Origin of the sequence: Oleomonas cavernae (assembly GCF_003590945.1) — a bacterium.
Classification (GTDB): domain Bacteria; phylum Pseudomonadota; class Alphaproteobacteria; order Zavarziniales; family Zavarziniaceae; genus Zavarzinia; species Zavarzinia cavernae.
The window spans coordinates 455,140-481,263 of sequence record NZ_QYUK01000011.1 but is presented as its reverse complement, the minus strand read 5'-3'; the positions used below and the strand labels follow the sequence as shown (position 1 = coordinate 481,263).

The window sequence follows — 26,124 nt, the reverse complement described above, 5'->3', positions numbered from 1 at the left end:
CGCCCTTAAAGCCCCAATACCATCTTGGCGATGATGTTTTTCTGGATTTCGTTCGACCCGCCATAGATCGACGTCTTGCGCATGTTGAAGTAGCTGGGCGCCACGAAGGCGGCATAGCTGGGGCCGACCGTCGGCTCGTTGGCACCGTCCATGGCCCGGCGATTGAACGGCATGGCGTAGTAGCCCGCCGCCTCGACCGCCAGTTCGGTGATCGCCTGCTGGATCTCGGTGCCCTTGATCTTGAGGATCGAGGATTCAGGGCCCGGGCCCTTGCCCTGGCTCTCGCGGGCCAGGGTGCGCAGCTCGGTGTATTCGAGCGCGGTGAGGTCGATCTCGAGCTCGTTCACCTTGCGCAGGAAGCTGTCGTCCTCGATCAGCGGCTGGCCATCGATGGTCTCGGCCTTGGCGATGGCGCGCAGGCGGGCGATGCCCTTCTTGGAGCGGCTGACCGCGGCGATGCCGGAGCGTTCATGACCAAGCAGGAACTTGGCATAGGTCCAGCCCTGGCCTTCCTGGCCGATCAGATTCTCGACCGGCACCTCGACGTTATCGAGGAAGACCTCGTTGACCTCGTGACCGCCGTCCATGGTGATGATCGGGCGCACGGTGATGCCGGGCGCCTTCATGTCGATCAGCAGGAACGAGATGCCTTCCTGCTGCTTCACCGTGCTGTCGGTGCGCACCAGGCAGAAGATCCAGTCGGCGAACTGGGCCATGGTGGTCCAGGTCTTGGAGCCGTTGACGATGTATTTGTCGCCCTGGCGCACGGCCTTGGTCTTGAGCGAGGCAAGGTCGGACCCCGAGCCGGGTTCGGAATAGCCCTGGCACCACCAGTCGTCGGACGAGAGGATGCGCGGCAGGAAGCGCTGCTTCTGGGCCTCGGTCGCGAAGGTGTAGATCACCGGCCCGACCATGGCGAGGCCGAAGGGAATGATGCCCGGCGTGTTCGCGGCGCCCAGTTCTTCCTGGAAGATGTAGCGCTGGGTCGAGGTCCAGCCGGTGCCGCCGTATTCCTTGGGCCAGGCGGGAGCGACCCAGCCCTTGGCGTGCAGGATCTTCTGCCAGCGGACGAAATCCTCCTTCAGCGGCTCCACCCCGGCGTCGAAACGCGCCTTGATGTCGGCCGGGTAATTCTCGGCGATGAACGCCCGTACCTCGTCGCGGAATGCGAGGTCGGCCGCACTGAATGACAGGTCCATGGATTACTCCTCACCTCTTGTGCCGGTTATCGCCGGCATCTGCTGACAGGGATGATAGCGGCGGAAAGCCTTGATTCAAGGCGGGTGACGTTTACGTCGCGTCCGCCCATGAAAAGAAGCCGTGATCGGGTGATCGGCCGTTCGGAATCGGCAGGCAAGACAAAAAATGATAGGTCTTGCCAATCATGGCCCGTACCGCGTTTTCCGATCCCGACGATCCCCCCTCCCCCTGCATCAAGGTGTGCAAGCTCGACCCGGTGACACGGCTGTGCACCGGCTGCCTGCGCTCGACCGACGAAATCGGGGCCTGGCTGTTCATGAGCCCGGACGAGAAACGCGACGTGATCGCGCAATTGGCAGGCCGGCGCGCCGGGCGGCGCGGCCGGCGGGGGTAATCCCTCCCATCAATCGTCATGGCCGGGCGAAGTCCCGGCCATCCACGTCGCCAAGCTGCCTCTTGCGTCAACAGATGTGGCTCGTCCCGACGCGGATGACCGGGACAAGCCCGGTCATGACGGGTTCTGGTTGTGCCTATATTTAGAAAATCGCCGTTGAGGCGATGCCCCGTCAGCCGACGATCTGGCGCTCAGCGGCGGCGGGCAGGACGAAGCGGCCCAGCCAGTCGAGTTCGGCGCGCAGGCGCACCACTTCGCCCACCACGATCATCGCCGGGGCGTGCAGGCCGGCGGCGGCGACCGCGGCGGCGGCGGCGCTCAGCGTGGTCTCGATGACCTGCTGGCTGGGCAGGGTCGCGTCCGAGATGACGGCGACCGGTTCGCTGCCGGGGCGGCCGCCGGCCATCAGCCGCGTGGCAATCGCGTCCAGGTGCTTGACCCCCATGTAGATCACCAGGACCGGCGCGCCCCGGGCGATCGCGCCCCAATCCAGCTTGTCGGGCACCGCACCGCCGGCATCATGGCCGGTCAGGAAGGTGATGGCGGAATTGACGTCGCGGTGGGTCGCCGGCACGCCGCCATAGGCAAGGCCCCCGATCCCCGCGGTCACGCCGGGCAGGACGCGGAAGGGAATGCCGGCACGGGCCAGTTCCTGCGCCTCCTCGCCGCCGCGGCCGAACATGAAGGGGTCGCCGCCTTTCAGGCGCAGCACCCGCTTGCCCGACCGGGCCAGGGCGATCATCCGTTCGGTGATGTCCGCCTGGCGGCAGGAGGGCCGCCCGCCCCGCTTGCCGACATATTCGAGCAGCACGCCGGCCCGCGCAAAACGCAGGATCTGGCCGCCCACCAGGGCATCGTGCACGATCACGTCCGCCTGGCCCAGCGCGTCATGGACGCCCAGGGTCAGCAGGGACGGATCCCCCGGCCCGGCCCCGGCGAGCCAGACCCAGCCGGGCAGGAACTCGGGCAGGAAGTCGAAACGCGGGGTGCTCTGGGACAACGGCAATCTCCACCGCCGGCGGCAAGCCGGGGTTTATGCCTCACACATAGCGTCCGCGCCTGTGGCTTTTCAATACCGAGGTTCAGATTCCTTCAGGCGGCGGTGAAGCCGTTGTCGACGAACAGGTGCGTGCCGTTGACGAAGCTCGACTCGTCGCTGGCCAGGAACAGGGCGGCCCTGGCCACTTCCTCGGGCTCGCCGATGCGGCCCTGAAGGAGCGCGATGCCAGCTTCGGAGACATCGACGCCCAGGCGCTGCAATTCCTCGATTTCGCGCAGGCCGTGCGGCGTGCGAACAAACCCGGGGCAGACGGCGTTGCAGCGGATGTTGCGGTCGCGGAATTCGACCGCGATCGCCCGGGCGAACATGTGGCAGGCCCCCTTGGTGGTGTCGTAGAGCACCTCCATCGGGGTCGCCGCCACCGCCGAGGTGGAGGAGGTACAGACGATCGAGCCGCCGCCGGCCGCGATCATCTGCGGCAGGACGGCGCGGGTCATCAGGAACATCGAGCGGACATTGATGGCATGCAGCCGATCCCATTCCTCGAGCGTGGTCTCCAGGAACGGCTTGATGACGATGCTGCCGGCGTGATTGAAGAGCACGGTGACGGCGCCGAAGTGAGCCCTTGCCCCCTCGACCGCGGCGATCACCTGCGTCTCGTCGGAAACATCGGCGGTCCAGGCCCGGGCGATGCCGCCCGCGGCCGCGATCGCCGCCACGGCTTCCTCGGCCGCCAGGGTGTTGCGATCGATGATCGCGATCTTGGCCCCTTCCGCGGCGAACAGCCGGGATGCGGCCCCGCCCATGCCGGTCGCCCCACCGGAGATGATCGCCACCTTGCCTTCAAGCCTGCCGGCCATTCGCCTGTCCTTCGTAAACGTAAGCCACAACGTTACCTGTGAAGGATCAGCGTGCGCCCTGCAATCAACGATGCCAAGCCTGCGCGCTCATGCGAAAGCCCAGTCCGACGATTGCAGGCTGGTGATGCCGGCGAGAACGAGCACGTCGCCATTGCCGAAGTCGAGGTGGAGGCCGTCGGCCGCGGCAAAGCCGATCTTGGTCGGATCGATCGCCGTCGAGAAGCCCGAGAACAGCAGCTTGTCGAGTTCCGCCCGGTTGAAATCCTGGATCGTGTCAAGACCATTGCCCAGGGCGAAGGTGAAGACATCGGCGCCGGTGCCGCCCAGGATCGTGTCGCTGCCCGCCCCGCCATCGACCTGGTCGCGACCGGCACCGCCGATCAGGCGATCGTTGCCGCCGTTGCCGGTCAAGACGTCGTTGCCGGCGCCGCCATCGAGGGTGTTGGCCGCCGTGTTGCCGCGCAGGCGATCGACCAGATCGGTACCGGTGAGATCGATCGCCGCGGTGCCCGAGGCCTGGACGATTTCGATCTCCGCCCCGGCGGTCGCGCGCCACGAGGCTGTGGCATAGACCCAATCGCTGCCGCCGCCGACGGCTTCCTGGACCAGATCGCCGGCATTGTCGACATAGAACACGTCGTTGCCGGCACCGCCCGACATGGTGTCGGCGCCCGTGCCGCCGTCGAGGCGGTCGCGGCCGTCACCACCGTAAAGCGTGTCGTTGCCGGCGAGGCCGAACACCAGGTCGTCGCCAAGCCCCCATCCAGCCGATTGCCGGCATCGTTGCCGTTGAGCTGGTTGGCCAGCTCATTGCCGGTCAGGGCAACGGCCGCGGTGCCGGCGGCCACGACGGCTTCCACCGCCTGGCCTGCGCCCAGGGTCCAGTCGGCATAGGCATAGGCGAGGTCGCGGCCTGCCGACAGCAACTCCGTCACCTTGTCGCCGGCATTGTCGATGTAATAGGTGTCGTCGCCGGCAGCGCCGGCCATGGTATCGGCCCCCGCCCCGCCATCGAGCCGATCGAGACCGTCACCGCCCAGCAGCGTATCCGCCCCGTCCAGGCCGAACAGGATGTCGTCGCCCGCGGCACCGCTCAACACGTTACCGGCCGCGTTACCCGCAAGCTGATTGGCCAGTTCGTTGCCGGTGAGCCGGACCGCCGATGCGCCCGTCGCCTGCATGGCTTCGATCGACAGGCCGGCCGCCAGGGCCCAGTCGGCGGCAGCATAGACGACGTCCGTGCCCTCGCCACCGGCCTCGGTCACCGTATCCTGAAGCACGTTGACATAGTAGATGTCGTTACCCAGCCCGCCCGCCATGGTGTCGATACCGGCACCGCCATCGAGGCGGTCGTTGCCGCTGCCCCCGGTCAGGCGATCGTCGCCGCCGGCGCCCTGGAGCACATCGTCGCCGCCGCCGCCATTCAAGGTGTTGGCGGCATCGTTGCCGACCAACTGATTGGCCATGGCATTGCCGGTCAGGGTAATCCCAGTTGTGCCTAATGCCACGACCTTCTCGACATACTGGCTGGCAGCAAGCACCCAGTCCACGCTGGTATTGATCGTATCGCTGCCCTCGCCCGAGGCTTCGGTGACCACGTCGTCGGCCCGGTCGACATAATACACGTCATTGCCGACACCCCCGGCCAGGGTGTCGATCCCGGCGCCACCGTCGAGCGTGTCATTGCCGGCACCGCCGCGCAGGCTGTCGCTGCCGCGCGCGCCGGCCAGCTTGTTGCCCAGCGCATTGCCGACGATCACGTCGTTGCCGTCGCCGCCCATGACATCGTCGATCAGGCTGGGATTGACGATGGTGAGGGCGCGGTCGCCGATGACCGCCGCCGCCGTGGCAAGGTCGATGGTCACGGCGGCGGTGACGGCCGCGGCATTGATGACATCGCGCGCCGTATCACGGCCTTCGATCCTGCCGTCGCCGCGATCGAGTGCCGCATATTCGTCGTTGAACACGTAGGTGGTCGCCGACGCCGTATCGTTGCCGTAGAGGCGCAGGTCCCAGGCGACCAGCGTGCCCGTGCCGCCGGTGCCCAGGTCTTCGACCTTCAGCGTCCAGGTGCCGTCGGGCGCCTCGCCCCAGGCGTGATTGGTGGTCAGTGTGAAGTTGAGGTCGTCGGTGGCCAGGGTGCCGGCGGCCGGCCGGTCCATCAGGATGCTGGCGGTGCCGTCGGGCGAGATCAGGGTGATGCGCAAATCGCCCAGGTGCGTGTGCGCGAGGTTGATGTCGACCTCGGCCCACTCGACCGTGACGCCCGGCACCGGGGCGATGTTGACGGACCGGCTGAGGCTGCCCTGGTCGGGGATCGCACCCGCCGGCGAGGCGCTGGTGTCGGCGTCGATCAGCACCTGCTGGCCGCCCGCCCCGAAACCCTGCCAGCTTTCGGCGAGGCGGACGGCGGCATGCGCATCGACCAGGCCGAAACCGAAATCATGGCTGACATGGAAGCCTGCGCCATTCAGGGTGATGGCACCGTTCTGGTCCCAGCCAGTGACGCTGTCCGCCAGGACCCGGGCGCTGGAGGCCAGGATCTGCTGGACGTCGCGATAGGTCAGCAGTGGGTTGGCCTCCAGCATCAAGGCGACGACGCCGGCGACGATCGGGGTGGCGAACGAAGTCCCCTCGACGGTCACATACAGAACCGGCAGCGAGAGATAGCCCCCAGGGTGCCGGTGTTGGTGGTCTGGATCTGGGTTCCCGGCGCGGTGATGAAGACGCTGGCGCCCGGCGTCGAAAACGGTGCGATGGCGCCGCTGGCGTCGCTCGCGGCGACGGTGATGATCCCGCGGTGGTTGGAGAGGTTGTGCGCATTGGTGTTGTCGCCGTCCAGGGCCGCGCTGGCCGGCGCATACTGGCGGTCGTTGCCCGCCGCGGCGACGAAGACGGTACCCAAGCCACCCCGGCTCGTGGCCAGGGCATCGTCGATGGCTTCGCCCATCTCGCTGAACCAGGGCAAATCGAAATTGTCCCCGAAGCTCTCGGCATAGCCCCAGGACATGTTGACCACGTCGAGCGCCTTGGCATGGCGCAGCAGGTCGGCGACTTCCAACTGCGTGGCACCGTCGGCGCCAAAGCGCATGTACAGGCCGGCCAGATCGGCCCCGGGCGCCACTCCGACCATGCCGCCGCCGTCAGCCCGATGGGCACCCAGGACACCCGCCACCCACGTGCCGTGCCGGCTGGTCTCGTTGTCGGGCAGGATGGAGATGAGGGTCGAGAGGTCTCGGGGATCGTAGCTGAGCGGGAGGTTGAAGCGGTCGATCAGATCGGGATGGGTAAGGTCGAAGCCCTCGTCGATGATGCCGACCGAAACGCCCCGTCCCTGATAATCCGTCCACACGGTCTCAAGACTGACGGCCCATTGATTGACCTGGCCGAAGGCATTGGGGGCGCCCAGATACCATTGAGAAGTGAAGCGCGCACCCAGTTCCGTCGAAATGCTCGCTGCGATCAAGTTGCCGCTCGACGCGATCGTTTTTGAGGCCACCGCCCGTTCTCCCCAATATGGAGAGAAAATACAACCAGAGTAGCGTTAAAATTTGCTGAACCCGTGCTGCAGTACCCGGGCCTGGTGACGCCGGCCCTTCAGGTCACGAGCTTGCGCAGGCGGGCCGAGAGAATGTCGAGCAGGCTGACGCCGAGGATGATGATCAGCATGATCGCGCCGGCCGTGGGATAGTTGAAGGAACGCAGTTCCTCGTACAGCGACATGCCGATGCCGCCGGCGCCGACGATGCCCAGCACGGCGGCCGAGCGGACATTGGATTCGAAGCGGTAGAGCGCGTAGGAGACCCACAGCGGCATGACCTGGGGAATCACGCCGTAGACGATCTCGTCGAGGGTGGAGGCGCCGGTGGCGCGAATACCTTCGACCGGCCGATGGTCGATCGCCTCGACCGCTTCCGAAAACAGCTTGGCCAGGATGCCGGTGGTGTGGACGAACAGGGCCAGCGCACCGGCGAACGGCCCAAGCCCACGGCGACCACGAACAGCAGGGCGAAGACGATCTCGTTGATCGCGCGCAAGGCATCCATCACACGGCGCGTGGGCTGCACGATCCACCAGGGCGCCACATTGTGCGAACACATCAGGCCCAGGGGCACGGCGGACACCACGGCAAGGAAGGTACCCCAGACCGCGATCTGGATGGTTTCCCACATGCCCTGGATATAGAACAGCCACTCGGTGCGCTGGACGAAACGCAGGAAATTCTCGGGCCAGAAGTCCCGGCCATCACCGCGATATTGTCACGGTTGGTCCACAGCTTGCCCAGATCGATGCCGGCGCCTTCATAGGACAGGACCAGCAGGACGAGGAAGGCAAGCCAACTGCCGATGGTGAAGAGACGGCGGCGGCCTTCCAGGCGGCGGCGCAGGTCGGCGTCGGGTGCGCCGGATGCGGTGGTCGTCAGGGTCATGGCCGCGCCTTCCAGATACAGAGAGGGCGGCGCCGGCCTTGCGCCGACGCCGCCCCCCGTTCAATCAGTTGGTCTTGGACTTGGTTTCGAGCGCCTTGAGCTGGGCGTCGATCTCGGCGATTGCCTTGGCCTTCTCTTCGGGCGCCAGCGAGGTGTCGGCCTCGAGCTTGCGCTTCTTCTTGAACATCTCGAGCTGACGGATCGGGATGAGCTGGTCATCGTTCGAGGGCTTGAAGTTCGACCACTGCAGGCCGGCCAGGACCTTCTTCTCGGCCGCGACCTGATCGGCGGTCACGCCCGCGCGCTCGGTGCCATAGCCCAGGAAGAAGCTCTTCAGCTTTTCCTTGTTGGCGTCGGACAGATCCTTGCGCCAGACGATCGGGTCGGAGGGGATCAGCGGCGAGGTCCAGATGATCTTGATCTTGTCCAGGGCTTCCGGCTTGGTCACCTTGAGACGCGACAGGTTCTCGCTGTTGTTGGTGGCGATGTCGACCTGGTGGTTGGCGACGGCCAGGGCGTTGGCCTCGTGACCGGCATTGAGGACCTGCTTGAAGTAGGTCTTCGGGTCGATATTGTTCAGCGCGAAGACGTAATAGCCGGGGACCAGGAAGCCCGAGGTGGAGTTCGGGTCGCCGTTACCGAAAATCAGGTCCTTGCCGCCGTGCTTGAGCAGGTCGTCCAGGCTGGTCAGCGGGCTGTCGCTGGGGACGATCAGGTGGCCGAAATAGCCGGCCGTGCCGTCGATCGCAACGGTCTGCACGAAGATCTCGCCGTTGGCGCGGTCGACGGCTTCCATGGCCGACTTGTTGCCGTACCAGGCAACGTCGACCTGCTTGAAGCGCATCGCCTCGATCACGCCGGCATAGTCGGAGGCGAAGAACGCCTTCACGTCAAAGCCGGTCTGCTTGGTCATGTCGGCCAGGAACGGGTCCCAGATGGTCTTGAGGTTGGCCGAGGATTCGGTCGAGATGATGCCGAAGTTCAGGGCTTCGGCGGCATCGGCCTTGGCGGCAAAGCCGAAGGCTGCCCCCATCATGGCCAACGCGGCGACGGTCTTCTTGAACATGAGCCTTGATCCTTGTTTCAGGCTGGGTGATGACGAAAACTTGTGCGTTACACCAGGCCGGCGGCCAGCTTCATCTCGAGGCTGTCGGCACCATCCTGCATGGCCGTGCCCCACAGGGCGGCGGCGGCTTCCTGATCGCCGGCATAGAGCTCGCCCAGCAACTGGGGCGTCAGCTCGGCCGAGGGGCCGTCGTAGACGATGCGGCCGCGGCGCAGGGCGACCGTGCGCGGGCAGTAGCGCACCGCGTAGTCGACCTGGTGCAGGGTGACGACGACGGTGATGCCGTCCTCGCGGTTGATCCGCTGCAGGATTTCCATGACGTTGCGCGAGGCGGTGGGATCGAGCGAGGCGATCGGCTCGTCGGCCATCACCACCGGCGCCTTCTGCACCAGGGTGCGGGCGATCGCCACGCGCTGCTGCTGGCCGCCGGAAAGCGTGCCCGCCCGTTCGTAGGCCCAGTCGGCGACGCCGACCCGGGCCAGGGCCGCCATGGCCAGATCGCGATCGGCACGGGGAAACAGCTTGAACAAGGTGCGCCACTGGGGCAGGCGGCCCAGGGCACCGGCCAGGGTGTTGGTCAGCACGCTCATGCGGTTGACCAGGCCGAACTGCTGGAAGACGAAGCCGATTTCGGACCGGATGTCGCGCACCTCGCGGCCGATCCGGCCCTTGTCCTGCACCGGCCGGCCGTTGACCAGGATCGAACCGTCATGGGTGCCCTTGCGGTCGGCGGCGACGAGGCCCGCGACGTGGCGCATCAAGGTCGACTTGCCCGAGCCCGAGGCGCCGATCAGGGCGACCATCTCGCCCTTTTCGATGGTCAGATCGACGGCGTCCAGGGCCTTGCGGCCGGCGCCGAAGGTCTTGGTCAGTTGACGCACCTCGATCGCGGCGACCATGCCGTTCCCCACACATTGCTACGGGGATCGGATAACAACCGCGCGTGACCAGTCGTTTGCGTTTTGATGAAGCTTTCGTGTCAGGCCGTGGCACGGGCCTTGCGGGCCAGGCTGGTCTCGCGCTGCAGGATGTAGAGGCCGCTGCCCACCACCAGGACAGCGCCGGCCCAGGTCCAGGTCGAGGGCAGATCGCCCCACACCCAATAGCCGATCAGGGTGGCCCAGATGACGGCACTATAGTCGAACGGCGCGATCGCCGAGACCGGCGCCAGGCGGAAAGCCTGGGTCATCGCCAGTTGCGCCACGCCGCCGATCAGCCCGATGAAGATCTGGCCGAGCCAGTCGCTGAGGTCGGCCGGGGTGACCCAGACGAAGGGCAGCGCCACCCCCGAGATGAGCGCGGCAAAGACGCTGAAGAAGAACACGATGGTCACCGATTCCTCGGTGCGCGAGAGGATCTTGATGGTTACGCCCACCAGGGCATAGGTGAAGGCGCCGAAGATCGGCAGCAGGGCCAGCAAGGTGAACAGGTCGCCGCCCGGCTGGACCATGACGATGACCCCGGCGAAGCCGACGCCGATCGCGGTCCAGCGCCGCCAGCCCACCGCCTCGCCCAGGATCGGCACCGACAGGGCGGTCATGAACAGCGGGCTGGCGAAGGACAGGACGATGGCGTCGGCCAGTTCGAGATAGCGATAGGCCAGGAAGAAGGTGATCAGCGACACGGTGCCGATCGCCCCGCGCAACAGGTGCAGGCCCAGGCGCCTGGTGTGGAGCAGCCGCCGGACACCGCCCCGCAAGAGCAGCGGCAACATCGGCACGATGCCAAAGGCGGAACGGAAGAAGACGATCTGCAGCACGTCGTAACGTTCGGCCTGCCATTTGGCCAAAGCGTCCATGCCGGTGAACATGGCAACGCCCAGGCACATCAGCAGCATGCCGTTCAGCACGCTACCGTCATGGGGCCTGGTCAGGAGGGGAGCGGCGGCGACAGGCTCGATCGACATTTTCTTTTGCGATTATGAAAGGCCGGGGCGAGCCTTGACCAGCCCGGGCCATTTCACAATCCACGCCAGCGCAATACCGCCATGCACCGGCGCCTGTCAGATCATGCGGCCGGGATGGTTTTCCGGATGAAGGCGCCGATCTTGGCAATGGCGAAGCGGCCTTCCGGCACATAGCGCGAGAAGGCGTGCCAGGCATGCGGCATCAGGTGCCAGACCTCCAACTCGGTCGCCACGCCGGCCGCCCTGAGGTTCTGGGCCATGCGCTCGCTGTCCGACCGCAGCACCTCGTCCGAGCCGCACTGGATCAGGGTGGGCGGCAGGCCGGCGGCATCGCCGTAGATGGGCGAGGCTTCCGGGTGCTTGGGATCGGCGCCCTGGAGATAGGTCCGGCCGCCGAAGACGACGCCGGCCAGCGGGATCATCGGGTCTTGCAGGGCATTCAGGTAGTGGCTCTCGCCGGTAAACGTCAGGTCCAGATAGGGCGACATGCCGACGGCCGCCCCGGCAAGGGCAGGCCCAGGGCCTTCAGGCGCATGAGCAGGCCGAAGGTGAGGCCGCCACCGGCGGAATCCCCCATCACCGTGATTCGCTCGGGCGCGATGCCCTGGTCCAGCATGAACTTGTAGGCGGTGAGGGAATCATCGATCTGGGCCGGGAAGGCGTGTTCCGGCGCCAGGCGGTAATCGATCAGCAGCAGGCGGGCGCGGGCTTCCTTGGCGATGCGCCAGGTAAAGCCCATGTGGGTGCGCGGCGAGCAAACGATATAGCCGCCGCCATGGAGATAGAGGATGTGCCGGCCTTCGGTGGCATTGTCGGGGGTCAGCCAGAAGCTGGGAATGCCGCCCGCATCGACCGCTTCCACCGCGACATCGGCCGGCGGCAGGGGCTGGCGCAGGGCCAGCCGCTCGATCTTGTCGCGGGTGACGTGGACCGGCAGGTCATAGCGCAGGCGGTTCTTCACGAACCGGCGCATGAAGCTGCGGATCAGGCGGGCCCCCATGCTGATCCGTTGGCGGCCGTCCGCCAGGACCACGGGGACCGACGCGCCCTGCTCTATCGACACCATGCCCGTACTCTCCCGGCAAATTGCATTTCTTGTGCAGCATACTGGCGAGAGCGGCCACGGCCCGCAAGGCCGATGACGCCACCGTCAGGCCGCGTCCAGCCCGGCCAGGGCCGCGCTGCCGGCCCACAGCAGGGCCGACTTCTCGCGGTCATAGGACAGATCCGAGGATGGAATATCCTTCTCGCCCTCGAAATAGCGGCCGGTGACGCCTGCGTAACGCTGGGCCGTGGCCAGATTGGCCAGGGCCTTGCCCGAAATCTGGGTGGTGTTGACGTTGCGGATGAACAGGCGGGCAGCAGGCAGGATGAATTTCCAGGCCAGGCGCATGACGAACCCGTAATCCCGCGCCAAGCCCGAGCCGGGCATGAGGCCCGGATCGAAGGCGTTGACCGTCACCTTGGCCGGGTCCAGCCGGCGGGCCAACTCATAGGCCGTCATGATGTTGCACAGTTTCGAGGTCGAATAGGCCCGCCGCCCCGCCTTGCCGGGATCGTCGCGGTCGAAGGCGGGGTCGGCCGGCGGGTTCGCCAGATACTCGACCGCGGTGAAGCGCGGTTCGGGCAGGCCGGTCTTCTGCCTGGGGTCGTGGGTGCCGCTGGCCACCAGCAGGATGCGGGCGGGGGCCGCCAGGTCGGGCAGGAGCAGGCGGGCGAGCAGGTAATGGCCCAGGTGGTTGGTCTGGAAGGTGCCTTCCACCCCGGCCTCGTTGAAGCGCATCTGCGCCACGAACTGGATGCCGGCATTGCAGATCAGCAGCCTAAGCGGCGGCAGACCGGCGCCGCGCAGGCCATCGGCGAAGGCGCGCACCGAGGCGTTGGCGAGCAGGTCCAGCGCGCGCGCCTCGATATTGGGATTGCCCGTGCTTTGCTTCAGGTCGGCAACGGCGGCAGCGGCCCTTCCCGGATCGCGGCAGGCGAGCACCAGGTGCCAACTGGGGTCGCGCCCGATGGCCCGCGCTGTTTCCAGCCCCAGCCCGTTGTTGCCGCCGGTGATGACTGCCGTCCGGCTCGGTGAGGATGAGGCTGTCACGGGGCGCTTCCGATCTTTGTCTTGGCTTGGCAAACGCACTTTGTTCATTTTTCGATGCATATTCAATAAATATTTTCGATGGCCATTCAAAAAATGATCTAGAATCCTTCCCATGAAGGAATCACGCGGCAAGGGCCGGCCGGCCCGCATCGACAAGGCCCAGGTGGTCGAGGCGGCCCTGGCCGTGGGGCTCGGCAACCTCACCATGAAGGCGGTGGCCGGGCGCCTGGGGGTGGGCACCGCCGCGCTCTACTACCACGTGAAGGACCGCGACGAGTTGATGTCGCTGGTCGCGGTGACGCTGATCGCCAAGGCCGACCTGCCCGACGCCATCGAGCCCGAGGCCTGGCGCGCTGCCCTGCACCGGACGGCCCATGGCCTGCGGGCCAAGTTTCGCGCCGCCGACGGCCTGGCCGAATACGCCTTTTGCGACCCGTCGATGCCGGGCGAAATCCTGAAACTGCACGAGGTCGGCACCGCCGGCCTGGTCGCGGCGGGTTTCACCCCGCGAACCGCGTGGCTGGCCCTGCGCAGCGTGGTCGATTTCGTCGAAGCCTCGGTCTTTCGCGAACAAAAGCACCCTGTCGCCACCGAGACGGCGCTGGCCGCCCGGATCGAGACGATGGGACCGCCCCTGTTCCCCACGCTGCGCCAAGCCTTCGCCCAGGCCGGCCCCGCCCCGATCGACGAGATGTTCGACTATGGCCTGGAGCGGCTGCTCGACGGATCGAGCGGGATCACCGATAGCCCTCTCCTCCTCGGAGGAGAGGGCATTTCGCCTATCCCAGCGGATATCTAGCCGTGATCAGGAATGGGGCGCCGGGCTGGGACTGCTCGAAAACGCAGACCTCCATTACCGGCACCGGCTGGCGTTCCAGGCCGGAGAAATGGGTGAGCGCGGCGGCTTCGATGCGCTCGGCCTCGGGCGATTTCAGCGCGGCGCTGAGGGTCATGTGGAAGCGCCAGTCGCCGAACACATAGGGATAGCCCCAGCGCAGCAGATTGGCATCTTGTGCCGGTGTCAGGCCATTGCCCCGGCGTTTGGCCAGTTCCAATTCGTCCGGCGGCGTGCGGAAGCCGTCGAGGGCCGTGACAAAATGGTTGCTGAGACGACGCCAGGGCGCCTGATCGCCATCCGGCACCAGCGCCAGGAAACCGCTGAGGCGTCCGACCTTCAGCGGCGGCGCCGTGAACCCTGGCGTATCTCGGGCGGCGGCCTCGACCGCTGCATGAAAGGCTTCCGCCGTCGCCTCGGGCACGAGCCGCAGCGGCGGCTTCAAGGTGGCGTGGAAGGCATAGCCGCGCGCATCCTGCGTCAGCGCCGCAAAGCGATCGGCACTGAGCGGCGAGAGCAAGGGCTGCGGCAGCAAGGTGCCGGCCTCGGCGTCGCGGCCCAGCCATTGGGACCCCAAGCGATGCAGGGGCGATGCCACCGGCGGCGCCCAGTAGACGGCGTAGCGGCTGCTCATGACAAGATCACATCACCCGCACGCCGTCGCGCCAGACCAGTTCCACCACCGGCAAATGGCCATGGCGGGCAACATGCAGCAGATCGGCCCGGTGCCCCACCGCGATGGCGCCCAGGTCGTCGAGGCCGATCGCCGCCGCGGGCGTGGCGCTGACCGTCGCCACCGCCGCCGCCAGGTCCAGGCCCAACTCGTCATGCAAGGCGAAGGCGGCCATCAGCATCGAGGCCGGCACATAGTCCGACGCCATGACATCGAGCACGCCGGCCCGCGCCAGGTCGGCGACCGAGACATTGCCGCTGTGCGAGCCGCCGCGCACGACGTTGGGCGCGCCGCCGATCACCCCCATGCCGTGGCCGTGTGCCGCCGTGGCCGCTTCGATGGTGGTCGGGAATTCGCTCAAGGTGATGCCTTCCGCCAGGGCCTCCTCGACTTCCTGCGGGGTGCGGTCGTCGTGGCTGGCGACCGGCACGTTGCGGGCCTTGGACAGGGCGATGATCTCGGCCCGGTGCGCGGGGCCCAGGCGATCGCGGATGGCCCGGCGCTTCTCGACATAGGCGTCGAATTCGGCGTCGGAAAGCTGCGGGTATTGCTGGCGGTATTTGCTGGCATCGACGAACTGGCGCTGGCCCGGCGTGTGGTCCATCACCGAGACCAGGCGCAGGTCCTCGTCGTCGACCAGGGTCGAGAACAGCCGCACCACGCCTTCATGGCCGATCTCGCAGCGCAGGTGCAGGGCATGGCGGGCCTTGAACACGGCGCCGCGGCGAGCATTGTCCCAGGCCTCGACGGCTTGGGAGAAGGTCTTCACCCGGTCGCCATCGGGCCAGACATCGCCCACCGCGAGGCTGTCGAGCACGGTGGTGATGCCGGCGGCCAGCACCTGGCGGTCGTGGGCGACGATGGCGGCGGTGGCCGGCCACGGCACCTTCACCCGCGGCATCATGTGTTTTTCCAGATTGTCGGTGTGCAGGTCGACCAGGCCCGGCAGCAGATAGTCGCCGTCGAGGTCGACCGCGCTGCTCAAGCCCGAAATGCCGGTCTCGACCGCGGTGATGCGGCCGTCGCGCACCACCACGGTGCCGGCCTCGATGACGCAAACCGGGGTGACCACCCTGGCATTGGTCAGGATCAGTTCGCCGCTCATGCTGCCTGCTCCAACGGTTTCATACGCAACAACCGGGTGGCGACGCGCGCCCGCATCGGCGCGTCATGGCAGATCGCCACCATGCCCGCGCCGCGCCCCCGCGCCTCCTCGATCAGGTCGGCAACCACGGCCGCATTGGCCGCGTCGAGCGAGGCGGTCGGCTCGTCGAGCAGCATCAGGGGCCAGTCTACGACAAAGCCCCGGGCGATGTTGACCCGCTGCTGCTCGCCGCCCGAAAAGGTCGCCGGTGGCAGGGACCATAATTTTTCGGGCAAATTGAGGCGGGCGAGCAATTCCCCTGCCCGCGCCCGCGCCGCCTCGGCGCTCAGCCCCCGGGCCCGTGCCGGTTCGGCGACCACGTCGAGGGCCGCGACACGGGGCACCACGCGCAGGAACTGGCTGACCTGGGCCACCGTGTGGCGGCGCAGGCCCATGATCTGGCGCGGCTCCGCCGTCGCCACGTCGATGCCGCCCAGCACGATCGAACCGCTGTCGACCCGGTAGGTGCCGTAGATCGCCTTGATCAGGGTCGACTTGCCCACCCCTGACGGGCCGTCCAGCACCACGCATTCGCCGGCGCAGACGTCGAGGTCGACACCGTCCAGCACATCCAGGCGCAGGCCGCCGCGCAGGTGCTGGATGAAGTGCTTGGTCACGCCGCGCAGCGACAGGATGGCTTGGGCTGTCATGGGTCAGGCCGCCAGGACGGAGGAGACGAGTAGCTGGGTATAGGGTTCGCGCGGATCGTCCAGCACCTGGTCGGTCAGGCCGCTTTCGATCACCCGGCCGCCCTGCATCACCATCAGCCGGTCGGCCAGCAGGCGGGCTACCCCTAAGTCATGGGTGACGATCACCACGGTCAGGCCCAGGTCGGCGACCAGGCCGCGCAGCAGGTCGAGCAGGCGCGCCTGGACCGAGACATCCAGGCCGCCGGTCGGCTCGTCCATCAGCACCAGGCGCGGCCCGGAGACGAGGTTGCGCGCGATCTGCAGGCGCTGCTGCATGCCGCCCGAGAAGGTGGTCGGCTTGTCGTCGATGCGGCCGTCCTCGATCTCGACCCGGCGCAGCCAGTCGGCCGCGGCACCGCGGATGCGGCCGTAGTGGCGCGCACCGGACGCCATCAGCCGCTCGCCGACATTGCCGCCGGCTGAGACGGCGAGACGCAGGCCATCGCGCGGGTTCTGATGCACGAAACCCAGTTCGGTGCGGGCCAGCAGGCGGCGCCGGCCCTCCGGCAGCGCGTTGAGATCGACCACCTCGCCGGACGCCAGGCGATAGGTGAGTTCACCCGAGGTGGGGCGGATTTGCCCGCCCAATAGTTTCAGCAGGGTGGTCTTGCCCGAGCCGGATTCGCCGACAATCCCTAAGACCTCGCCCGGCCACAGGGCGAAGGAGATGTCTTCGATACCGCGGCCGTTACCGTAATCGTAGGTCAGCGACGAGACGTCGAGGATGGGTTCGGTGGTCATGACGACGCTCCTCGCTCATCTCTGGCGTCATCCCGGCGAAGGCCGGGATCCATTGCGACATCGCGCGCTGCCCCAGAATGGATCCCGGCCTTCGCCGGAATGACGGCTGGGGGCTCTTTTTCCTGCCTCGAGGCACAATGGTCAGTGTCCGAGCAGACGAACAGGCGGCCGCCCTTGTCGTCCGTCACGATCTCGTCGAGGAAGCTCGCCTTGTCGCCGCACAGGGCGCAGGGCATGCCCGGATGATCGATGGAGAACGGATGATCGTCGAAATCCAGGCTGCGTACCGGGGTATAGGGCGGGATCGCGTAGATGCGCTTTTCCCGGCCGGCGCCGAACAATTGCAGGGCCGGGCAATCGCCCAGTTTCGGGTTGTCGAACTTGGGGATCGGGCTGGGACTGGTGAGATACCGGCCTGCGACCTCGGCCGGGTAATCGTAGGAGCGCTTGATCTTGCCGTGGGTGGCGATGTCCTCGTACAGCTCCACCTGCATCACGCCGTAGTCGCCCAGGGCGTGCAGGGTGCGGGTCTCGGCCTCGCGCGGCTCCAGCCAGCGCAGGGGTTCGGGGATCGGCACCTGGTAGACCAGGATCTGGTCTTCGGCCAGGGGCACCTCGGGAATGCGGTGGCGGGTCTGGATCACGCTCGCCTCGGCCGTCTTCGTCGTGGTGGCGACGCCGGCGGTGCGGGCGAAGAAGCGGCGGATCGAGACCGCGTTGGTGGTGTCGTCGGCGCCCTGGTCGATCACCTTCAGCGTGTCGTCGGCGCCCAGGATCGCGGCCGTCACCTGGATGCCGCCGGTGCCCCAGCCATAGGGCAGCGGCATTTCCCGGCTGGCGAAGGGCACCTGATAGCCGGGCACCGCCACCGCTTTCAGGATCGCCCGGCGGATCATGCGCTTGGTCTGTTCGTCCAGATAGGCGAAGTTGTAACCGGTCGCGTCGGTCATTCCGCCGCCTCCTGCAGGGGGTGGCGACACGGGCCTGGCGCAGGGCGCGGACCAGTTGCAGCTCGGCCTGGAAATCGACGTAGTGCGGCAGCTTCAGGTGCTGCACGAAGCCCGACGCCTCGACATTGTCGGCGTGGGACAGGACGAATTCCTCGTCCTGGGCCGGGCCCTGGACGGCCTCGCCGAATTCCTGCGCCCGCAACGCCCGGTCGACCAGCGCCATGGCCATGGCCTTGCGCTCGCCCCGGCCGAAGATCAGGCCATAGCCGCGGGTGAACTGGGCCGGGCGGGTGGCGTCGCCCTTGAACTGGTTGACCAGTTGGCATTCGGTCAGGCGGATGTCGCCGATATCGACGGCAAAGCCCAGTTCCGGAATTTCGACCTCCACGCCCACGAAGCCCTGGCGGATCTCGCCGGCGAAGGGATGGTTGCGGCCATAGCCGCGCTGGGTGGAATAGCCCAGCGAGAGCACGAAGCCCTCGTCGCCCCGCGCCAGCGATTGCAGCCGCAGGGGCCGGCCAGCAGGGAAAGTCAGCGGTTCTCGGGTCAGGTCAGGCACCGGACCGCTCTCGTCGTCAGGGGCGACTTCCCGCTCCATCAGGCCCTCGTCGGCCAGGAGGTCGAGAACGCGAGGCATCTCGCTGTCGAGCGGGCTATCGGCCTGGACGGCCGGCGGCACCTCGCCGTTCGCCGCCAGGACAAAATCGAGCAGGCGGTGGGTGTAATCATAGGTGGGGCCCAGCACCTGGCCGCCGGGCAGATCCTTGAAGGTGGCCGAGATGCGCCGGTCGATGCGCATCTGCGCCGTGTCCACGGGAAGGCTGGCGCCCAGGCGCGACAGGGTGGTGCGATAGGCACGCAGCAGGAACACCGCCTCGATCACGTCGCCCTGCGCCTGTTTCAGGGCCAGGGCCGCCAGGTCGGGATCGTAGAGCGAGGCTTCCGCCATCACCCGGTCGACGCCGTGACCCAATTGTTCCCGGATCTGATCGGGGCTCAGCGCCGCCACGGCCGGGTCGCCGCGCCGTTCCTCGCCCAGCCAGGCATGGGCGGCATCGATCGCCGCCTCGCCGCCCTTGACCGCGACATACATGGCAAGCCTCCGTTCAGCGAATGTCGACCGACCGCGGCAGCGCCGCCAGCCGGTCCCCGGTGCAAAGGACAAGATCGACGCCCAGCGGAAAGGCCGCGCGTTGCTGGCGCCAGGCCTCGACGAAGCCGGCGGGCAGGCCGCCGACGCCCAGGCCGTGGCTGCCCTTGATGCCGGGCCCGGACAGGGTCAATGCCGGCCCCTCGCCCAGCGCCGCGCCCTCGACGATCACGGTGGTGGAACGATCGGGATAGGCCTCGTCACCTGCTCCGAAACGATCGAGCGGCAGCAGGTCGGCGGCCTGCACCAGGGCGAACGCCGCCGCGGCGGGCCGCGCCGCCAGCGGTGCGTCGCATTGGCCGGTGACGAAGGCGGCAATGCCCTGGCCGTCCAGCCCCGCCCCCAGCCACACCGCGGTATCGAGATCCGCCAGCGTGGCCATGACGCTGGCCGCCGCCTGCGACAGGCCGGCAGGGGCTGTTGCCGGCACGCCAAGCTCGACGATCCGGCCCGGCCGGCTCATGGCATCCAGCACGGCACGGAAGCAGCCCTGCGCTGCCCCCACGGGATCGGTGAAGCCGGCCAGCAGGCCGGCGAGTTGGTCGCTCGCCACCTCAGTCATCGCCGCGCACCATGGTGAAGAAGTCGACCTTGGTCGCCGCCGCCTTGGCCGCGCGGGCAGCGTTCGCCGCCGCGATCTCCAGCGCCAGCGGCTCGATCAACGTGGTCTTCAGGCGCTGGTAACGTACCGGGTCTTGCAGCAGCGCGTCGGCGCGGGCGATCAGCTCGGCCTTGCGCCGGTCGCGCCCGGCAACCCAGCCCACGCCGATGCGGCCCGCGGCATCGGCCACGGTACAGCGGCTGACCGTCATTTCGCCCAGGTTGAAGCGCTCGCCCGTGCCGCCGGCCCTCCCCCGCACCATCACCAGGCCCGTCTGCGCCGGTTTCACGGTGCGGAAGGCGGGAAGCCCATCCTCGCCGTCCAGTGCCGCCGCCAGCCGCTCGACCGGCGCCCGGGCCAGGACCGCCAGCCAGTGCCGGCGGGTACCGGCAGGATCGTGGGAAACGCTGTTCATCGCGGCTCTTCCTGACGACTGGACCAATTCTGCATCTTGTCTATTCGTCTATACCTCTGTAGGGTGCCTGCAACGGCCTGGGACGGCAAGGGGGATCAATCGTGACATTGGTGGAGTCGACGCGGGCCCGGGGCCAGGCGATCTGGGCCCAGATCGCCCAGACCCTGCAGGACGAAATCACCAGCGGCGTGGTCAAGCCGGGCGAGCAATTGCCGCCGGAGGCCGATCTGGCCGCCCGTTTCCGCGTCAACCGCCACACCTTGCGCCGGGCCGTCGCCGCCCTGGCCGAGGCCGGCGCCGTGCGGGTCGAACAGGGCCGCGGCACCTTCGTGGCCGAGGATGTCATCGACTACGCCCTGGGCCAGCGCACGCGGATGAGCGAGAATTTGAGGAAGCTGGACCGCACCCCGGGCTCCACCTTCCTGCGGGCGGCGGAAATGCCGGCCCCCGTGCGCATCGCCCGCAGCCTGAACATCCGGGCGGGCCGGCCGGTGATCCAGCTCGAGACCCTGAGCCACGCCGACGGCCGGCCCCTGTGCCTGGGCAGCAATTATTTCCCCAAGGCCCGCTTCGACGGGATCATCGAAGACTATCGCCGCCTGGGCTCGATCACCAAGGCGCTGGCCAGCCGCGGCATCGACGATTATTTCAGAAAAGTGACACGGATCATGGCCCAGATGCCCGATGCCGGCGACGCCCGCCTGCTGCAGCAGCCGCGCAACCAGCCGGTGCTGGTGACCGAGTCGATCGATGTCGACCCGGCCGGCACGCCGATCGGCTTCGGCATCGCCCGCTTTGCCGCCGCGCGCATCCAGCTTGTGGTCGAAAACTGATCGGTACACAGACCCGTTCCCTTGTTGACCGCGTTGTCCATAACATCTAGACGACTAGAGTGATCATTTGATGACAAAGGCGAGAGCCCTCTCATTTGTCATGGGCATGAAATCGAACGGGGTTACGCTCGGCGGATAGATTGCTCAAGGAGTGACACGCCGATGCGCGTCGAGATCAGAGGGGGGCGTATCCTGTGGCCTGACGGGACGATCGAAGAGGGATCCCTCGCGATCGAAGGCGGGCGCATTGCCGGCCCCACCCGCGCCACCGGTTTCAGCGCCTTCCACGTGATCGACGCCCGCGGCCTGCTGGTCCTGCCGGGTATCATCGACCTGCACGGCGACGCTTTCGAGCGCCAGATCATGCCGCGCCCCGGCGTCGAGGTATCGCTGGCCGTGGCATTGCAGGAAACCGACCTGCAAATGGTGGGCAACGGCATCACCACCGCCTTCCATGCCATCACCTATTCCTGGGAGCCGGGCCTGCGCGGTGGCCTGATGACCAGGCGCCTGAAGGAGGCGATTGCCAGCCAGCGCGGGCGCCTCGCTGCTGACACTCATGTCCATTTGCGTCACGAAACCTTCAATCTCGACGCGGTGGACGAGGTCGCCGGCTGGCTCGACGACGGCAGCATCCGCCTGCTGGCCTTCAACGATCACACGCCCGATATCCACCGCCTGATCGACCAGCCGACCAAGCTGCAGAAATATGCCGAGCGGGCCCACCTGTCGGTCGGCGATTTCCGCGCCCTGGTCTCGCGCGTGTGGGCCCGGCGCGACGAAGTGCCGGCGACGATCTCGCGCCTGGCCAAGGCCGCGGCCACCGCCCGGGTGGCAAGCGCCAGCCACGACGACGACAGCCCGGAGATGCGGCGCCAGTTCCATGCCCTGGGCTGCACCATCTGCGAGTTCCCCAAGACCGAAACCGCCGCCCTGGCCGCGCGCGATCTGGGCGATCCCATCGTGCTGGGGGCGCCCAACGTCATGCGCGGCGGCAGCCACACGAACGCGATCGGCGCCAGCACCATGCTGGCCCGGGGGATCGGCGATGTGCTGGCCTCGGATTACTATTATCCCTCGCTGCTGCATGCCGCCTTCCGCCTGGCACGGGAAGGCGTGCTGCCGTTCGCCAAGGCCTGGGACCTGGTCTCGGCCAACCCCGCGGCCGCGGCCGGCATGACCGATCGCGGCAGCATCCGCGCCGGCGCGCGGGCCGATTTCGTGCTGGTCGATGACGAGCAACCCGCCCTGCCCCGCGTCGCCGCCACCCTGGTCGCCGGGCGCCCGGTGTTCCAGGCCGACCGGCAACTGGCCGCGGGATTCTGATAGTTCAGGACGCCTCACTCCCTCGCCCCGCTTGCGGGGAGAGGGCCGGGGTGAGGGGTCGACAGGCGATTTCAAACCTGACAATGCCTTGATCGGCCCCAACACCCCTCACCCTACCCCTCTCCCCGCAAGCGGGGAGAGGGAACTATTGCATTACAGCACGCCCAGCATGCTGGCGACCAGCGGGTGACGGACGATGTCACGGTCGTTCAGGCGCACCACCGCGATGCCCGGCACGGCTTCGAGGCGCTGGGCGATGTTGGAGAGGCCGGACAGGCCTTCGAGCAGGTCGCTCTGGTCCGGGTCGCCGGTCAGCACCATGGTGGAGTGCCAGCCCAGGCGGGTGAGCAGCATCTTGATCTGGGCATAGGTACAGTTTTGCGCCTCGTCGATCACGACGAAGGCGCCGTTCAGGGTGCGGCCGCGCATGAAGGCGACGGGCGCGATTTCGATCGAGCCGTTGGCCAGATAGGCCTTCAGCCGCTTGGCGCCCAGGCGTTCGTTCAAGGCGTCGTACAGCGGCTGGAGATAGGGCGCCAGCTTCTCGTGCATGTCACCGGGCAGGTAACCCAGGCTTTCGCCCGCCTCCACCGCGGGACGCGACAGCACGATGCGGTTCACGGCGCCGTGCTCGAGCGCTTCCACCGCCTGGGCGATGGCGAGATAGGTCTTGCCGGTGCCCGCCGGGCCCAGCGCCAAGGTCAGGTTGTGGGCGCCGATCGCCTCGATCAAGGCACGCTGATTGTCACTCTGCGGCCGCACCTTGCGGACGTAACGCTGCTCGCGATCATCCTCGTCCGCTGGATCCCAGGTGGCGACTTCCTGAAACAGGGTACGTACCTTGCTCTCATGGGGTTCGTTCTGGGACTTGGCGCGGGCGGCTCGTTTGGTCATGCGACGCTCCTCAGAAAATTAGAGAGGTAGTCCGACAGGCGACGATCGCATCGCGAACCCCGCCATCGCCGGCAGACGCGCAACAAAAAAGCCGCCAACAAAGGGCGGCTGCTTGCGGCACGTCGACGGCGGTGCGACGCGGGGGCGGGGTGCGATATGTGGGCGCGACGGGATCAGGGGCTGATTACCTTTTCACCACGAACACAACGACACTATGTTAAGCGCAAGGTTGAAGCTTTGTCGTCAAGATTTTGACCCGTCACGGAAAAATAACACAAGGACTTGCGCGTGCGCCGCACCATGACCCGGATCTTGAAATGGGGTGGCATCGCCCTGGCGGCACTTGCCGCGACCGTCATTATCACAGGCGTCGGCGTTGGCCTGTGGCTGGCGAGATCGGTGCCCGAGGCGAGCGGTACGGCAGTGTTGCCGGGTTTGAACGCCCCTGTGGAGATTGTGCGTGATTCGCACGCCATCCCGCACATTCTTTCTGCCAACCGCCACGATGCCTTCTTCGCCCTGGGCTATGCCCACGCCCAGGACCGGCTGTTTCAGATGGAGTTATTCCGCCGCTTCGGCCGCGGGCGCTTGAGCGAAATCGCCGGCAGCCAGGCCGTCGATGCCGACATCTATGCCCGCACCATCGGCGCGGCGCGGGCCGCCGAGGCCGATTACGCCGCCGCCTCGCCCGAATTGAAGGCCGTGCTGGCGGCCTATGCCGACGGGGTCAATGCCTGGCTCGCCACCCGCGACCGGCCGCTGGCACCGGAATTCACCCTGCTGCTGTTCGAGCCGGAGCCCTGGCAGCCGAGCGACAGCCTGGTCCTGGGCAAGCTGCTGGGCCTGATGCTGACCGGCAACTGGTTCGGCGAGGCGCAACGGACCCGGATGGCCGAACACCTGGACGGCGAGACCCTGGAATTCTTCACCCCGCCGGTGGGCGGCGGGCCGGCCGCCGACGGCAGCGGCACCCTGCCCGATTTCGCCCAGGCCGACGGCCCCGGCCAGGCGGGGGCTCGCGCGGCCATCGCACGGGTGCTGGCCTTCGCCGCGCCGGGGCAGGACCTGGTGGGGCCTGGCGCCTCCAACGCCTGGGCCGTGGCCGGCAACCGAACGGCCACGGGCAAGCCGATCCTGGCCAACGATCCGCACCTGGGGCTGATGGCGCCGGGCCTGTGGCATCTGGCCCATCTCTCGGCGCCCGGCCTCGAGGTGGTGGGTGCCACCCTGCCCGGCATTCCTATGCCCATCCTGGGCCACAACAGCCACGTCGCCTGGGGCCTGACCACCACCGGCGGCGATGCCGCGGATCTGTTCGTCGAGACGGTGGACCCGGCCGATGCCACGCGCTACCTGACCCCGACGGCCCGCGACCCTTCGTCACCCGGCAAGAGACCATCGAGGTCCGCTTCGGGATACCGGTCACGGTCACCCTGCGCGAGACCCGCCATGGCCCGGTGGTATCCGATGTCCTGGCCGGTGACCTGCCGCGAGCCGCCGGGACGGTGATCGCCCTGTCCCACGAAGCCCTGACGCCCGGCGACCGCACCGCCGAGGCGATGCTGGGCTTCGTCGACGCCCAGGACGCCGACCAGTTCCTGGCCGCAGCCCGCAATTTCCACAACCCGCAGCAGAACCTGACCTATGCCGACCGGGCGGGGAACATTGGCATGATCGCGGCCGGGCGCATCCCGGTGCGCAAATCGGGCGACGGCCGCATGCCCGCCGACGGTGCCAGCGGTGCCGGCGACTGGGTCGGCGAAGTCCCCTTCGACGGCCTGCCGCAATTCCGCAACCCGCCCAGCGGCTTCGTCTTCAACGCCAACAACGCGGTAACCTCACCCGCCTCGCCCTGGTTCATCGGCAAGGAATACGACGTGCCCTACCGGGCCCAGCGCCTCCACGACCTGCTGGCCGCCAGGACCGGCTACACCTTGGACGACGCCGCAAGCGCCCAAGGCGACACGCTGTCGCCCTTCTCGGTCGAATTCATGGCCACGCTGATCGAGCAGCACGGCGAGATGAAAGGCGGGCGTATCGGCCAGGCCCTGGATCTGCTGGCCAAATGGGATCGCCATATGGCGGGCGACCGGCCCGAACCCTTGATCGCCATGGCCTGGGCCCGCGCCTTGAACCGCCGGCTGTTCGCCGACGACCTGGGCGACGACTATCGCGGCTGGGCCGGCCTGCGCCCCATCCAGTTGCGCGCCGTCCTCGGCGGCCAGGCGCAATGGTGCGACGATCGCTCGACCACGCCGGCGGTCGAGACCTGTCGCGACCAGATCCGTGCCGCCCTGAGCGAGGCGCTGGACGAACTCGCCGCCCAGCAAGGCGACGACATGACAGGCTGGCGCTGGAACCGCGCGCATATCGCCCTGATGCGCCATCCGATCCTGCGCTATGTGCCCGGCATGGCCGCGCTCACCTCGATCGAGCCGCCGACCGCGGGCGGCGAGGATACCCTGCTGCGCGGGGCGATGCGCCTGGGCGCCGGCGAGGCCCCCTTCGCCAATGTCCATGCCGCCGGCTTTCGCGCGATCTACGATCTCGACGACCTCGACCGCTCGCGCTTCAGCATTTCGACGGGACAATCGGGCAATCCCTACTCGCCGCACTGGGACGACCTGTCAGGCCCCTGGGCGAGGGGCGAATACCTGACGATCCCGACCGATCGCGCGGCGATTGCGGGGCGCGCCGCCGGCCGTCTGTCGTTGCAGCCCGCCAGCCATCAGTGACAGCGATCACAGCATTCCAACGGCGCGACAATTAAGGTAAATGATGTCGACGCTTGGACAGGATCGCTGCTTTGATGGATCTTGAACACGCCATGGCGTGGGTCGGCTTTCGCCGGCGATCAATCTCGTTTGCCGCCGTTGCTGCGTCATGTGCCGCCGCTACGCTGGCAAGCGGTGTCGCCGCCGCC

25 protein-coding genes and 4 pseudogenes are annotated in these 26,124 nt (G+C 67.6%); 5 read left to right on the top strand and 24 right to left on the bottom strand.

Annotated features, from left to right (window positions below):
* Positions 1-5 precede the first annotated feature (5 nt).
* Positions 6-1,199 carry an acyl-CoA dehydrogenase family protein gene (locus D3874_RS05785; RefSeq protein WP_119777237.1) on the bottom strand — a complete coding sequence of 398 codons (1,194 nt, stop codon included), beginning with the start codon at positions 1,197-1,199 and terminating at the stop codon, positions 6-8.
* 185 nt (positions 1,200-1,384) lie between these two features.
* Here D3874_RS05785 and D3874_RS05780 point away from each other — a divergent pair, with 185 nt between their 5' ends.
* Entirely contained in the window at positions 1,385-1,594 is a 210-nt protein-coding gene (locus tag D3874_RS05780) for a DUF1289 domain-containing protein (RefSeq protein WP_119777236.1), read from the top strand.
* A gap of 172 nt (positions 1,595-1,766) precedes the next feature.
* Here D3874_RS05780 and cobA read toward each other — a convergent pair whose 3' ends face one another.
* From cobA to D3874_RS05720, 14 genes and pseudogenes are all read right to left on the bottom strand, one after another.
* On the bottom strand, positions 1,767-2,594 hold the full coding sequence (gene cobA, locus D3874_RS05775) for a uroporphyrinogen-III C-methyltransferase (protein WP_119777235.1): 828 nt from the start codon (positions 2,592-2,594) through the stop codon (positions 1,767-1,769).
* Between the two features lie 92 nt (positions 2,595-2,686).
* The gene (locus D3874_RS05770; protein WP_119777234.1) at positions 2,687-3,454 is read right to left on the bottom strand and encodes an SDR family NAD(P)-dependent oxidoreductase; all 768 of its coding nucleotides are present in this window, start codon (positions 3,452-3,454) and stop codon (positions 2,687-2,689) included.
* Between the two features lie 87 nt (positions 3,455-3,541).
* Positions 3,542-3,865, bottom strand: a complete 324-nt coding sequence (locus tag D3874_RS30055) for a calcium-binding protein (protein ID WP_233559853.1) — start codon at positions 3,863-3,865, stop codon at positions 3,542-3,544.
* A gap of 21 nt (positions 3,866-3,886) precedes the next feature.
* Positions 3,887-4,195 (bottom strand): annotated as a pseudogene (locus D3874_RS31880) (calcium-binding protein); the annotation flags it as partial.
* A gap of 233 nt (positions 4,196-4,428) precedes the next feature.
* Positions 4,429-6,099, bottom strand: a pseudogene (locus D3874_RS31105) (proprotein convertase P-domain-containing protein); the annotation flags it as partial.
* Positions 6,096-6,920, bottom strand: coding sequence for a S8 family serine peptidase (locus tag D3874_RS31100; protein WP_158595852.1), 825 nt, complete (start codon positions 6,918-6,920; stop codon positions 6,096-6,098). The gene D3874_RS31100 and the pseudogene D3874_RS31105, both read right to left, overlap by 4 nt.
* A gap of 131 nt (positions 6,921-7,051) precedes the next feature.
* Entirely contained in the window at positions 7,052-7,528 is a 477-nt protein-coding gene (locus D3874_RS05750) for a PhnE/PtxC family ABC transporter permease (protein ID WP_233559852.1), read from the bottom strand.
* Between the two features lie 25 nt (positions 7,529-7,553).
* Positions 7,554-7,883 (bottom strand): hypothetical protein, encoded by a 330-nt coding sequence (locus D3874_RS29110; protein WP_199699334.1) that lies wholly within the window; start codon positions 7,881-7,883, stop codon positions 7,554-7,556.
* 64 nt (positions 7,884-7,947) lie between these two features.
* Entirely contained in the window at positions 7,948-8,949 is a 1,002-nt protein-coding gene (phnD, locus tag D3874_RS05745) for a phosphonate ABC transporter substrate-binding protein (protein WP_119777231.1), read from the bottom strand.
* Positions 8,950-8,996: 47 nt separating this feature from the next.
* Entirely contained in the window at positions 8,997-9,848 is an 852-nt protein-coding gene (phnC, locus tag D3874_RS05740) for a phosphonate ABC transporter ATP-binding protein (RefSeq protein ID WP_119777230.1), read from the bottom strand.
* An 80-nt stretch (positions 9,849-9,928) separates the two neighbouring features.
* The gene (locus D3874_RS05735; protein ID WP_119777229.1) at positions 9,929-10,855 is read right to left on the bottom strand and encodes a DMT family transporter; all 927 of its coding nucleotides are present in this window, start codon (positions 10,853-10,855) and stop codon (positions 9,929-9,931) included.
* 101 nt (positions 10,856-10,956) lie between these two features.
* Positions 10,957-11,343, bottom strand: a complete 387-nt coding sequence (locus D3874_RS31095) for an alpha/beta hydrolase fold domain-containing protein (protein ID WP_119777228.1) — start codon at positions 11,341-11,343, stop codon at positions 10,957-10,959.
* Positions 11,322-11,921 (bottom strand): alpha/beta hydrolase fold domain-containing protein, encoded by a 600-nt coding sequence (locus D3874_RS31090; protein WP_119777227.1) that lies wholly within the window; start codon positions 11,919-11,921, stop codon positions 11,322-11,324. The genes D3874_RS31095 and D3874_RS31090 overlap by 22 nt, the downstream gene beginning before the upstream one ends.
* Before the next feature lie 84 nt (positions 11,922-12,005).
* On the bottom strand, positions 12,006-12,950 hold the full coding sequence (locus tag D3874_RS05720; RefSeq protein WP_199698957.1) for an SDR family NAD(P)-dependent oxidoreductase: 945 nt from the start codon (positions 12,948-12,950) through the stop codon (positions 12,006-12,008).
* A gap of 112 nt (positions 12,951-13,062) precedes the next feature.
* On the opposite strand from D3874_RS05720, the gene D3874_RS05715 reads away from it, so the two are divergent.
* Entirely contained in the window at positions 13,063-13,749 is a 687-nt protein-coding gene (locus D3874_RS05715) for a TetR/AcrR family transcriptional regulator C-terminal domain-containing protein (RefSeq protein WP_119777225.1), read from the top strand.
* Here D3874_RS05715 and D3874_RS05710 read toward each other — a convergent pair.
* From D3874_RS05710 to phnG, 8 genes and pseudogenes are all read right to left on the bottom strand, one after another.
* Positions 13,730-14,419 carry a DUF1045 domain-containing protein gene (locus D3874_RS05710; protein ID WP_119777224.1) on the bottom strand — a complete coding sequence of 230 codons (690 nt, stop codon included), beginning with the start codon at positions 14,417-14,419 and terminating at the stop codon, positions 13,730-13,732. The two genes, D3874_RS05715 and D3874_RS05710, sit on opposite strands and share 20 nt — an antisense overlap.
* A gap of 7 nt (positions 14,420-14,426) precedes the next feature.
* Complete coding sequence (locus D3874_RS05705; RefSeq protein ID WP_119777223.1) at positions 14,427-15,563, bottom strand: alpha-D-ribose 1-methylphosphonate 5-triphosphate diphosphatase; 1,137 nt, start codon at positions 15,561-15,563, stop codon at positions 14,427-14,429.
* Positions 15,560-16,252, bottom strand: a complete 693-nt coding sequence (phnL, locus tag D3874_RS05700) for a phosphonate C-P lyase system protein PhnL (protein WP_119777222.1) — start codon at positions 16,250-16,252, stop codon at positions 15,560-15,562. Before phnL ends, D3874_RS05705 begins: the two co-directional genes overlap by 4 nt.
* A 3-nt stretch (positions 16,253-16,255) precedes the next feature.
* Entirely contained in the window at positions 16,256-17,032 is a 777-nt protein-coding gene (gene phnK / locus D3874_RS05695; protein WP_119777221.1) for a phosphonate C-P lyase system protein PhnK, read from the bottom strand.
* The gene (locus D3874_RS29105) at positions 17,029-17,982 is read right to left on the bottom strand and encodes an alpha-D-ribose 1-methylphosphonate 5-phosphate C-P-lyase PhnJ (protein ID WP_199698956.1); all 954 of its coding nucleotides are present in this window, start codon (positions 17,980-17,982) and stop codon (positions 17,029-17,031) included. The genes phnK and D3874_RS29105 overlap by 4 nt, the downstream gene beginning before the upstream one ends.
* Positions 17,983-18,073: 91 nt before the next feature.
* Positions 18,074-19,075, bottom strand: a pseudogene (locus D3874_RS29100) (carbon-phosphorus lyase complex subunit PhnI); the annotation flags it as partial.
* Between the two features lie 13 nt (positions 19,076-19,088).
* Positions 19,089-19,694, bottom strand: coding sequence for a phosphonate C-P lyase system protein PhnH (gene phnH / locus D3874_RS05680; RefSeq protein ID WP_119777218.1), 606 nt, complete (start codon positions 19,692-19,694; stop codon positions 19,089-19,091).
* On the bottom strand, positions 19,687-20,148 hold the full coding sequence (gene phnG / locus D3874_RS05675) for a phosphonate C-P lyase system protein PhnG (RefSeq protein WP_119777217.1): 462 nt from the start codon (positions 20,146-20,148) through the stop codon (positions 19,687-19,689). The genes phnH and phnG overlap by 8 nt, the downstream gene beginning before the upstream one ends.
* Positions 20,149-20,249: 101 nt before the next feature.
* Here phnG and phnF point away from each other — a divergent pair, with 101 nt between their 5' ends.
* Together phnF and D3874_RS05665 are read left to right on the top strand one after the other, a co-directional pair.
* Complete coding sequence (phnF, locus tag D3874_RS05670) at positions 20,250-20,981, top strand: phosphonate metabolism transcriptional regulator PhnF (RefSeq protein WP_158595851.1); 732 nt, start codon at positions 20,250-20,252, stop codon at positions 20,979-20,981.
* Positions 20,982-21,143: 162 nt separating this feature from the next.
* On the top strand, positions 21,144-22,307 hold the full coding sequence (locus D3874_RS05665; RefSeq protein WP_119777215.1) for an alpha-D-ribose 1-methylphosphonate 5-triphosphate diphosphatase: 1,164 nt from the start codon (positions 21,144-21,146) through the stop codon (positions 22,305-22,307).
* Between the two features lie 153 nt (positions 22,308-22,460).
* Here the strand turns inward: D3874_RS05665 and D3874_RS05660 are convergent, their stop codons facing one another.
* Complete coding sequence (locus D3874_RS05660; RefSeq protein ID WP_119777214.1) at positions 22,461-23,201, bottom strand: PhoH family protein; 741 nt, start codon at positions 23,199-23,201, stop codon at positions 22,461-22,463.
* 300 nt (positions 23,202-23,501) lie between these two features.
* On the opposite strand from D3874_RS05660, the pseudogene D3874_RS31875 reads away from it, so the two are divergent.
* Positions 23,502-25,936, top strand: a pseudogene (locus D3874_RS31875) (penicillin acylase family protein).
* Positions 25,937-26,124: the final 188 nt, after the last annotated feature.